This window comes from Streptomyces sp. IBSNAI002, assembly GCF_052244475.1.
GTDB lineage: Bacteria > Actinomycetota > Actinomycetes > Streptomycetales > Streptomycetaceae > Streptomyces.
Genome location: NZ_JBQPXG010000002.1, coordinates 4,623,371 through 4,632,687, shown reverse-complemented (window position 1 = coordinate 4,632,687; position 9,317 = coordinate 4,623,371). Strand labels below are relative to the sequence as shown.

14 protein-coding genes are annotated in these 9,317 nt (G+C 69.6%); all 14 read left to right on the top strand.

Annotated elements, in window-relative coordinates:
* Positions 1-167: 167 nt before the first annotated feature.
* The 14 genes from ACTVZO_RS22425 to ACTVZO_RS22360 all read left to right on the top strand — a co-directional run bounded on the left by ACTVZO_RS22425 (position 168) and on the right by ACTVZO_RS22360 (position 9,316).
* Positions 168-335, top strand: a complete 168-nt coding sequence (locus ACTVZO_RS22425; RefSeq protein ID WP_443300098.1) for a hypothetical protein — start codon at positions 168-170, stop codon at positions 333-335.
* 95 nt (positions 336-430) lie between these two features.
* The gene (locus tag ACTVZO_RS22420; RefSeq protein WP_443300097.1) at positions 431-700 is read left to right on the top strand and encodes a DUF6284 family protein; all 270 of its coding nucleotides are present in this window, start codon (positions 431-433) and stop codon (positions 698-700) included.
* Positions 697-972 (top strand): hypothetical protein, encoded by a 276-nt coding sequence (locus tag ACTVZO_RS22415; protein ID WP_443300096.1) that lies wholly within the window; start codon positions 697-699, stop codon positions 970-972. The genes ACTVZO_RS22420 and ACTVZO_RS22415 overlap by 4 nt, the downstream gene beginning before the upstream one ends.
* A complete protein-coding gene (locus ACTVZO_RS22410; protein ID WP_443300095.1) occupies positions 969-1,808 on the top strand; it encodes a DUF2637 domain-containing protein in 840 nt (279 codons plus the stop codon). The genes ACTVZO_RS22415 and ACTVZO_RS22410 overlap by 4 nt, the downstream gene beginning before the upstream one ends.
* The gene (locus ACTVZO_RS22405) at positions 1,805-2,191 is read left to right on the top strand and encodes an RRQRL motif-containing zinc-binding protein (RefSeq protein WP_443300094.1); all 387 of its coding nucleotides are present in this window, start codon (positions 1,805-1,807) and stop codon (positions 2,189-2,191) included. The genes ACTVZO_RS22410 and ACTVZO_RS22405 overlap by 4 nt, the downstream gene beginning before the upstream one ends.
* A 23-nt stretch (positions 2,192-2,214) precedes the next feature.
* Complete coding sequence (locus ACTVZO_RS22400) at positions 2,215-2,487, top strand: hypothetical protein (protein WP_443300093.1); 273 nt, start codon at positions 2,215-2,217, stop codon at positions 2,485-2,487.
* 40 nt (positions 2,488-2,527) lie between these two features.
* Positions 2,528-2,905, top strand: a complete 378-nt coding sequence (locus ACTVZO_RS22395) for a DUF6251 family protein (RefSeq protein ID WP_443300092.1) — start codon at positions 2,528-2,530, stop codon at positions 2,903-2,905.
* 44 nt (positions 2,906-2,949) lie between these two features.
* Entirely contained in the window at positions 2,950-3,159 is a 210-nt protein-coding gene (locus ACTVZO_RS22390) for a hypothetical protein (protein ID WP_443300091.1), read from the top strand.
* Positions 3,160-3,231: 72 nt separating this feature from the next.
* On the top strand, positions 3,232-3,462 hold the full coding sequence (locus ACTVZO_RS22385; RefSeq protein WP_443300090.1) for a DUF6257 family protein: 231 nt from the start codon (positions 3,232-3,234) through the stop codon (positions 3,460-3,462).
* Positions 3,463-3,553: 91 nt separating this feature from the next.
* Positions 3,554-5,665, top strand: coding sequence for an ATP-binding protein (locus ACTVZO_RS22380; RefSeq protein WP_443300089.1), 2,112 nt, complete (start codon positions 3,554-3,556; stop codon positions 5,663-5,665).
* A gap of 294 nt (positions 5,666-5,959) precedes the next feature.
* Positions 5,960-6,688, top strand: coding sequence for a DNA methylase (locus tag ACTVZO_RS22375; RefSeq protein ID WP_443300088.1), 729 nt, complete (start codon positions 5,960-5,962; stop codon positions 6,686-6,688).
* Positions 6,685-7,566: a bifunctional DNA primase/polymerase gene (locus tag ACTVZO_RS22370; protein ID WP_443300087.1), complete on the top strand. Its 882-nt coding sequence runs from the start codon at positions 6,685-6,687 to the stop codon at positions 7,564-7,566. The genes ACTVZO_RS22375 and ACTVZO_RS22370 overlap by 4 nt, the downstream gene beginning before the upstream one ends.
* The gene (locus ACTVZO_RS22365) at positions 7,563-7,880 is read left to right on the top strand and encodes a hypothetical protein (protein ID WP_443300086.1); all 318 of its coding nucleotides are present in this window, start codon (positions 7,563-7,565) and stop codon (positions 7,878-7,880) included. Before ACTVZO_RS22370 ends, ACTVZO_RS22365 begins: the two co-directional genes overlap by 4 nt.
* On the top strand, positions 7,877-9,316 hold the full coding sequence (locus ACTVZO_RS22360) for a DNA primase family protein (protein ID WP_443300085.1): 1,440 nt from the start codon (positions 7,877-7,879) through the stop codon (positions 9,314-9,316). Before ACTVZO_RS22365 ends, ACTVZO_RS22360 begins: the two co-directional genes overlap by 4 nt.
* Position 9,317: the final 1 nt, after the last annotated feature.

Here is a 9,317-nt window from a genome sequence, read left to right as displayed (position 1 = left end):
CCCAGACCTGAAGGAGACATGCGTACTGCTCAACCTTCCGTGCCGTCATCGGCGCGGCCGGATGCCTCCTCCGTCCGTCCGGCGCCTTTGCGCTGTACGGGCGGGACTGAGGGGAGCCGGGCCGGTTCGTCCGGCTGCTCCATCACCCCTACTTCGAGGGAGTTCGCATGTTCGGCAAGAAGTCCTCGTCGCAGTCCTCTTCCGACCTGTCGTCGCCGTCGTCGGTGGCGACGAGCCAGAAGGTCTACGACCGGATCACCTCCGGCAAGTGCAAGGACGCCCGTACGGAGCTGGATGCCGCGCACGGCCGTGGCGCTGGCAAGAAGGCCAGCTAGCTCCCGCCGCACCCCCGAACAAGGTGCAGCCCCCGGCGCTGGAACGCCGGGGGCTGCTGTTCGGGTCCCGTTCCTCCACAGAAGGAGCAAGACCCATGAAGTCCATCGCTGCACTTCAGAACCTCGTTACCCCGCTGCCCGTCGACCTGGAGCCGACGGATGCGGAGCTGGACGCGATCGAGTGGGAGCTGCCGCTGATCCTGGCGGAGGTCGACCTGCTCGACGCGGAAATCCCCGTCCTGGACCGGGCGCCGTCGGAGCTGGACGAGCGGCGGATCCGCAGGGCCCACCGCAAGGTCCTCACCGCCCGCCGGGTGCTGATCAACAAGGCCATCGCGGCCCACCTGCCCGGCGGTGCGGCATGAACGAACGCACCATGCAGGCCGCACACACCGACCTGCTGGCGGCGATCGTGGCCGCGCTGGACGTGCCCCTGCCGTCGATCGCCGATGCGGACGAACGGCTCTACCACCGGCTGCTCGAGCGCCGGACGAGTGACCTGCGGGTCATCCTCGCCGCGATGCTCCGCCACAGCGGGGACCCGTGGGAGAACGCGAGCGAGATCCGCCGGCGGACCGCCGAAGAGCCCGTCATCTACATCCCGTTCGACTTCACCCACGACGGAGCGGACCGGTGAACCGCCAGGCAAAGACCCTGCTGGTACTCGCCCTGATTGCTGTGGTCGGCATGGCGTTCCGGGTCTCCTGGAACGCGCTGCGGGACGTGGCGAGGGCGATCGGCGCGGACGGCACAGCGGCAACGCTGTATCCGTTTGTGGTCGACGGGCTGATGGCCCTCGCCCTGGTCGCCGCCCTCGTCCTGACCGGCGATGCCCGCAGGTTCGCCCTGCGAGTCCTCGCCTCGTACACGCTCGCCTCACTGGTCCTGAACTATGTCCACGGACTGGTTCCCGACCTGCACGCGAAGTCGATCGACTGGACCCGCCTCGCCGAATGGGATCCAGCGAATTGGGCGCTCGTGCTGCTGGCAACGTCGCTGCCGGTCGGGTCGATCTACTTCGGCTCCGACCTCGTCGCGAAAGTCCTCCACCACCAGCCTTCGACCGAACCGAACACGCAGGAATCGGCTCAGACCATGGCAAACCAGTCCATGGCTGAGCAGGATGAACCCCTGATCGAGCAGCCTGGTCCGGGGGCGGAGGTGGTCTCTTCCTCGCCTGCTCCGATCGAGCCGATCGAGGCCCTGCCCCAGCTCGCGGTGGCGGCCGAGTCGACTCGACCGCGTCGGGCGACCGGTCGAGTACCTGAGGCCGCCCGATCGACCCGTCCGGTCCGCACCGAGGCCGAGTTGCTGGCTGAGGCGCGGAGTCTGACGGAGTCGTGGCCGGTCGAGAAGCTGACCGGTGAGGGGATCCGTAAGGCCCTGCGTACCTCCCCGGCGAAGGCCCGGATCGTGCGGGAAGCGCTGAAGGCGGAGCGCGAGCGTGACGCCGTTGCGGCGGTGGCCCGATGAGCCTGACGTTCGCGGCCTGCTGCGACCCCGATGGAAGAGTCCACGGCCTCCCCACCTTCCCGTGGCGTCTGGCCCCCGAGGGTCTGGCCACGCGCCGGCAGTTGCGGGCTCTGGGGCTTCGGCCCGGTGGTCAGGACATCGCAGGGCAGGTCCTGCGCCCGCGGTTCCGGCGCGGTCCGCTGACCGCGTTCCTGTACCGCATCGACCGGGCCAAGCCCGTCCGGCCGATGACCCCGGCCAAGACAGCCGCACTGGCCAAAGCCAACGCGGCCCGCCGCACCTGCCCCGCCTGCCAGATGGATGCCGGATACGTCATCCCGGCCTCGCTCGGCATGTGCGTCCCCTGCGCCTACCCCGAAGGCACCCACCAGTCCGCTGCCTGACCCTGCCTGCAAGGAGTCTGATCATGAAGTCTGTCGCCCTATACAGCCTGATGCTCCGCACCGGAGCCGAGCACCTGACCAAGTGGCGGCCGGAACGCATCTCGGTCGACATCGCCCGCCAGTGCATCCGCCGTGGCCGCCGCAGCAACGCGACCGTCAACGTCTACGAGACCACCGACCGCGAAGGCACTGCGCTGCACGTCGCGTACGTCCACTACGGCCCCGAGCTCTACGACGGAGCGGACTTCGTCACGGACATCTACGAGATGCCCACGGCCGCCCTCACCGCCCTCTGACCACGGGAGCAGAGGACCAGAGGACCAGAGGAGCCAGCACATGAATCACCTCCCCGAACCCGCCCGCGTCGTCCGGCTCCCGGACGGTACCCACGTCTACGCCGACTCCGTGTCGCTGCCCGCGACGTTCCAGGGTCCGCAGGTCGTGCACCAGCACATCCACCAGGCACCGCCCGACCGGACCGTCCAGCGGATCGCGCTCGGCTCCGGCATCGGGGCCGGCACGGTCGCGGCCGGGGTGTACTTCGGCCCGCTGCTGGTCGGCGTGCTCACCGCGATCGCCGCGAACATCGCCTTCCTCGCCTTCCTTGCCCTGGTCCTGGGCTGGGGCGTGCACACGGTCGTGAAGTCCGTCGGCAGCCCGCAGGCCGCAGCTGCCGTGAAGAACGTTCGCAAGGCCCGCCGCAAGCGCGGCTGACCCCTTCCCCACCCCGTCTGCTCCACCTGACAAGGGAGTTCATCGTGTCGTCCCACGTGACGTGGTCGAAGCACTACTCCGGATGGATGTTCAAGTGCGGTTGCGGAGCCATCGGCCCGCTCCGCAGCAGCCGCGCGAAGGCTGAGCAGGACCGTAAGGCACACATGGCCGACAGGCACCCCGACATGGACTTCACCAAGCCCGCCACCTTCGCCGACCTCGGAAAGGTCTTCCGGGGCCGCAGGCGCGGCTGACGGCTGCCCGATCCACCCACCCTCGCGTGGGTGGTGAGGGGAGCCGGACAGACCGGCTCCGGAGGGAGCGTCATGGCGAAGGACCCGAAGTTCACCGCAGGCGAGACCGCCAAAATCGCCTGGTACACCGCCCGGATGGCCAAGCGCGGCATCGCCAGCGAAACCGTCCACCTCGGCGACCTGCAGAAGAAGGTCGAGCGGATCATCGACGGCGCCCGCGAACGCGAACAGCAGCAGGCCGCCGATGCGGCCGAGGCCGAGAAGGCCGCCCGCAAGGCCCGGGCCAAGAACGCGAAGAAGTAGCTGTGCCCCGGGGCGGCCGCCCCTCTCGCCAAAGAATGCGCGGCCGCTCCGGGTCCTCACCCTGCCCACTCACGCAGACAGGACCTCCAGCATGACCGACAACGTCGTCCCCCTGTTCAAAGACCCCACCAGCGGCACCTACACACTCCCCGGCGACACCACACCGCCCACACCTTCGCCGGGCCGTCCGGTGCGGGTGTGGAAGCGCTCCGGCCGTGCGATCCGGGCTGCCGTCACCGATGAGCGGACCCGCACCGCCCTGCGGCTGGTCGCCCGCCACGGCATGTACGTCATGGGCGGCACCCGCATCACCGCCAAGCGCACGTGGGACGGGCGGACCGGATCCCGCTACGAGCGCATGATCCGGGCCGCCGAAGCAGCCGGGAACTTCGAGGAAGCCAAGGAATGGGAGGACCGCCTCACCCGCTTCCGGGCCGCCCGCCATCACCGGCGCATGGACCTCCTCAAAGCCCCGCAGGACGCCGTCAAAAGCGCCCTCTACGGGACCGGACTGACCGTCGGTGGTCTGCTCCTGCTGGGGATCGTGCTGGCCATAGCCAACAAAGACATCACCTGGGTGGTCGGCCCGCTCGGCGCGGTGATCGAGGCGATCCGGTGGATCGTTGCGGTGGCCACCGTCGTGTGGGGACCGGCTGTCACGGTCGGTCCGTGGCTGGCCTTACTGGCTCTGTGGGGAGTCGGCCGGCACCAGCAGACCGCGCCGCAGTGGATGCTTCCCGCTCAGCAGCGTGACGACGCCGGAGCACCCATCACGCCCTCGATCGTCGTCACCGCCCTGCGTGATCTGGGCATCGCGCCGCTGCGGGGGGCCATCAAGGAGATGGGGGACGCGGGCGCGGCGATGCTCGGCCCGATCCGGATTGCCGGATGCGGTGTGGAAGTCGATGTCACCCTGCCGTCCGGGGTGTCGACGGCTGAGGTGCAGGGGCGGCGCAGGAAGCTCGCCGAGAACCTCGCCCGGCACGAACACGAAGTGTTCATCACCCTTCCCACCGCGGCCCGCACGGTCCGGCTGTGGATCGCCGATTCCGGCGCGCTGGACGAGCCGATCGGCCCGTCCCCGCTGGTGACTGACGAGACGCTGACCGCGAACTACAAGACGGGCAAGGCCCCCTGGGGTCAGGACCTGCGCGGCGACACCGCCCTGATCAGCCTCTATCAGCGGATGCTGCTGATCACCGGTCTGTCGAACCAGGGCAAGACCGCCGCGCTGCGGGCGCTGGCCCTGTGGCTGGCCCTCGACAAGACGGTGGAGTTCCGGATTGCCGACCTCAAGGGTGTCGGCGACTGGCGGATGTTCCTCGGACTGGCAACGACCCTGATCGAGGGCCCGACCGACGAACACGTCATCGCCGCGACCGAGATGGTCGAAGGCATGGTCGCCGAGATGGAACGCCGCATCCAGGCCCCGCCCGGCAGCACGTTTCCGCCGCTGGTCGGCATCGTCGACGAAGCACAGGTCGCGTTCATGTGCCCGGCCATCGGCGCCGACAAGCGGCCCTACGGCGGCTCCAAGGCCACGTCCCGGTACTTCATGTCCTGCCGGAAGATCCACAACCAGGGCCGTGCCGTCGACGTGATCCTGTGGGAGGGCACCCAGGACCCCACCGACCAGAACCTTCCCAAGCTGGTCCGCGAAGGCGCCCACACCCGCGGCTCCCTCGCTCTGGGCACCGAGTCCCAGGCCCGCATGGCCCTCGGTGACAAGGCCGTCGACGGCGGAGCCGCGCCTCACCTGCTCCGGCAGGGCCTGGACAAGGGGACCGTGGTCGTTGCTACCGACGGCATCCAGATCCCGGCCGGACAGGCATCCATCACCGTGCGCACCCACTACATCGACACCGACGCCGCCGCCCTCATCGCCGACCGCGCCAAGACCCTGCGGACCGGCATCGCCACCCGCTCCACCATCACGGCCGCCGAGCAGCTCGACCCGCTCACGGACATCCTGGCCGTGCTCGCCGACGCGCCGCGCATGCTCACACACGACGTTCTCAAGCGGCTGGCCGCACTGAACGAGGGCGCGTACGGCGGCTGGTCGTTCATCGACCTCAAGCGCGTACTCGACGGCACCGGAGCCGAACCGTACAAGTCCGACGGCCGCATGGTCATCGGCCGCGACCGCGTCGCCCGCGTCCTCGCCGGCCGCCCGGAAACCGGTTCCGCTTCCGCCGCCGAGTAGAGGGAGCCGCACCCCACCGGGCCAGGGAGGCAGGGAGAACTCCCTGACCGCCTCCCTGACCCCCTCCCTGGCTCTGACCTGCACAAATGATCTGCCAGGGAGGCAGGGAGGCACCGCAGGTCAGCGCCCCGAAGCCCCCTCCACACGCACCCCGACAGGGGGTGCCCAAACCTCCCTGCCCGGTCACCGGCAGGGATTCCGCATCACTCCCCTGACAAGCCGAGAGCGGCCCCTCTCACGCCAATGAAGCGGGGCCGCTCTCATCCAGAACGCTCAAGAACTGGAGAGACCAGAATGACCCACACCACCGACATCCGGCGAGACCGCGAGCGACCGGCCTTACTGGATCTGTTCTGCTGCGCCGGCGGCGCCAGCATGGGCTACCACCGGGCCGGGTTCGACGTGACCGGCGTCGACATCCGCCCACGCCCGAACTACCCCTTCACCTTCCGGCAGGGCGACGCCCTCACCGTCCTCGCCAACCTGATCGAGTCTGGCGAGATCCGGCGGTTCGGCATCGCCCACGCCTCCCCGCCGTGCCAGAAGGGCTGCTCCCTCACCGTAGGGACGAACACGTCCCGAGGCTGGGGCGGGACCCATGTCGACCTGGTGGCCCCCACCCGCGAACTTCTCGACGCGTCCGGACTGCCGTACGTGATCGAGCAGCCCAACGGAAAGGCCGTCATCCGCAAGGACCTCTCGCTCTGCGGGGAGATGTTCGGACTCGGCGTGCTCCGCCACCGCAACTTCGAGTTGGGCGGTTGGACCACGCCCCGGCCGTTCCACCCCAAGCATCGCGGACGGGTACGTGGCTGGCGCCACGGCGACTACTTCGACGGCCCGTACGTCGCCGCGTATGGCTCCGGCGGGGGCAAGGCCACCGTGCCGGAGATGCAGGCGGCCATGGGGATCGACTGGAGCGACGTCCGGGAGGAGCTGACCGAGGCCATCCCCCCGGCGTACTCCGAGTGGATCGGCCGCGCGTTCCTCGCCCGCACCCTGTCCGGGGCGGTGGCCGCATGAGGGCCGCGACCGGGCACTTCCGCACCGCGCTCTGGCTCGCCGGGATCGGCCTGCCCGTACTGCCGCTGCGGGAGGGCAAGCTCCCGTTCGGCAACTGCCACACCTGCGCGGACTCGGCGTGCGGCGACCGACCGCACATGAAGGCCGCTGGCTCCTGCCAGTGCCCCGCCCCCTGCCACGCCTGGGCTGCTGCCACCACCGACCCCGTAGTCCTCACGTCCCCGGCATGGGCACGCGCCTGGCAGCAGGCCGGAGCAGTCGCCTACCATCCCGGCGGCGCTGGGCTCACCGTCGTGGACCTCGACAACGCCGACGCCGTCACCTGGGCCCGCCAGACCCTCCCCGGGACCAAGGTGGTCCCGACGACTCGTGGGCAGCACTGGATCTACCGGGGCGCCATGCAGTCCGCCAACAAGGTCCGGCCCGGCGTCGATATCAAGTCCCGCATGGCCTACGCCCGCTGGTACGGCCCCGGCCACGGCCCCATCAGCGTTCTGCCGGACGCCGTCCGCGCGCTGGTCGTGAGGGAAGAGCCCACCCACCCCCGACGCGGGGAGGTGGACTCTTCCTCTCCCGCCCGCGCCACATGGGACCGATCCGTCGCTACCGGCTGCCGCCACACCGACACCTTCGTCCGCACCGGCCTGGAACGAGGCCTTGCCAAGGTGTCCGCCTGTCGCGAGCAAGGCGCAGGCAGCACCGCCTACGGCGTCGCTCGCTTCCTCGCCGCCCAGCACACCGCCTGCCCGGGGCCGTGCGGCCTGGAGATCCTCGGTCAGCAGGTCATCGACGCGGCCGCCTCCGTCGGGGTCCCCGAGGCGTACGCCGAGCGTGCCGTCAGGAACGGATTCAGCGCCGGGCTAGTGAGGGCATCGTGACCGCCGGCCCCGGCTCCGCCGTACCGGCCCTTGCTAGCGACGGCAGTGGCGCGCTGAAGGTCGTCGCCGAAGGCGTCCTTTCGTCCGTTCGCCCTGACCCGCGCGCCGATGACGGGCGCCGGCCCGTGGCGTGGCTCCACATCAACACCCCCGGGCGGGGCGTGACCCCGTCCGTCCGGTCCTGGTGCGCCTGCGGACGGGACCTGTTCGTCGCAGGCCAGACACGGGCCCTCGCCCTGATCGCCGACCACGAACAGCACCGCATCGTCTGCCACCTCATCCCCACCCCGCAGGAAAGGAGGAAGGCCGCATGAGCCTCGCCGAGAAAATGCCCGCTCCGACCAACCCCATGGCTGTCGCCCGCCGCATCCTGCCCGGCTGGGAGGACGAGGAAGGACGCCTGCTCTGCCGACGCTGGCGGGGATCGTGGATGCGCTGGACCGGCACCTGCTGGCGCGAGTTCGAGGACCTGCAGATGCGCAAGAGGCTGTATGAGCAGTTGGAGCACGCCACCTACGTGGCGGGGACCGACAGCGACGGTCTGCCGGAGGTCCGGGACTGGGCTCCGACCCGTACCAAGCTCAGCAACCTTCTGGATGCCCTTTTCGCGATCACCCTCCTGCCCACGGAGGTGGACGCACCCTCCTGGATCGACCGGGAGTCAGCCGCGGCGGACCGCAGTCCGATCGTCGCGTGCCAAAACGGGATCCTGCGTATCCGGGACCGGGCACTGCTGCCCCACACCCCGGGGTTCTTCAACATCGTCTCCGTCCCCTTCGACTACGACCCGCAAGCAGTCGCCCCGAACTGGGACAGCTTTCTGCACAAGCTGTGGCCCGACGATCCCGCATCAATCGCCGCCTTGCAGGAATGGTTCGGCTATGTCCTGTCCGGCCGGACCGACCAGCAGAAGATCATGCTTCTGAAGGGTCCGACCCGTTCCGGGAAGGGCACCATCGCCCGGGTCATGAAAGAGATGGTCGGCGAAGAGAACATCGCCGGCCCGCCCCTCTCGGCACTGGGCACGAACTTCGGCCTCGCGTCCCTGATCGGGAAACCGCTCGCCGTCATCGCCGATGCGCGCCTGTCCGGGAACGACAGTGGCGTGGTGGAGCGGCTGCTGACCATCTCGGGCGAGGACACCATCGACATCGACCGCAAGTACCGCGATGTCTGGACCGGCAAGCTCCCCACACGGCTGATGGTCCTCACCAACGAACTGCCCACCTTCGGGGACTCCTCCGGTGTCATCGCCCGCCGGTTCATCGTGCTGAACCTGACCGTTTCCTGGCTCGGCAGGGAAGACACCGGCCTGGACGCCAAACTCGCCGCGGAGATGCCCGGCATCCTCAACTGGGCCCTCGAAGGCCTGGCCCGCCTGGAGCGCACCGGCCGGATCACACAGCCGGAATCCTCCCGGGACGCGGTCATGATCATGCAGGACACCGCATCCCCCACCAGCGCGTTCGTACGCGAACACTGCACCACCGGGCCCACCTGCGAAGTGCCCGTCGATGCCCTGTGGGCCGTCTGGCGGGAGTGGGCCGAGGACAACGGCGTACGCGCCGGAACCAAGCAGGTATTCGGCCGCAACCTCCAGTCCGTCGTCCCCCAGCTCCGCCGTACCCGTCCCCGCGACCAGTACGGCCGGCAGGTGCCCGCCTACAGCGGGATCACGCTCAACCAGTCCGATCCACATTCCCCTGAGTCGCGACTCAACGCGTCTCAACCCCCCGCAGACCACCTCTGAG

Bases quoted from the DNA above. Each gene is read 5' to 3' on its own strand.
- ACTVZO_RS22425 (WP_443300098.1), top strand. From the start codon at position 168: ATGTTCGGCAAGAAGTCCTCGTCGCAGTCCTCTTCCGACCTGTCGTCG.
- ACTVZO_RS22420 (WP_443300097.1), top strand. From the start codon at position 431: ATGAAGTCCATCGCTGCACTTCAGAACCTCGTTACCCCGCTGCCCGTC.
- ACTVZO_RS22415 (WP_443300096.1), top strand. From the start codon at position 697: ATGAACGAACGCACCATGCAGGCCGCACACACCGACCTGCTGGCGGCG.
- ACTVZO_RS22405 (WP_443300094.1), top strand. From the start codon at position 1,805: ATGAGCCTGACGTTCGCGGCCTGCTGCGACCCCGATGGAAGAGTCCAC.
- ACTVZO_RS22400 (WP_443300093.1), top strand. From the start codon at position 2,215: ATGAAGTCTGTCGCCCTATACAGCCTGATGCTCCGCACCGGAGCCGAG.
- ACTVZO_RS22395 (WP_443300092.1), top strand. From the start codon at position 2,528: ATGAATCACCTCCCCGAACCCGCCCGCGTCGTCCGGCTCCCGGACGGT.
- ACTVZO_RS22385 (WP_443300090.1), top strand. From the start codon at position 3,232: ATGGCGAAGGACCCGAAGTTCACCGCAGGCGAGACCGCCAAAATCGCC.
- ACTVZO_RS22380 (WP_443300089.1), top strand. From the start codon at position 3,554: ATGACCGACAACGTCGTCCCCCTGTTCAAAGACCCCACCAGCGGCACC.
- ACTVZO_RS22375 (WP_443300088.1), top strand. From the start codon at position 5,960: ATGACCCACACCACCGACATCCGGCGAGACCGCGAGCGACCGGCCTTA.
- ACTVZO_RS22370 (WP_443300087.1), top strand. From the start codon at position 6,685: ATGAGGGCCGCGACCGGGCACTTCCGCACCGCGCTCTGGCTCGCCGGG.
- ACTVZO_RS22360 (WP_443300085.1), top strand. From the start codon at position 7,877: ATGAGCCTCGCCGAGAAAATGCCCGCTCCGACCAACCCCATGGCTGTC.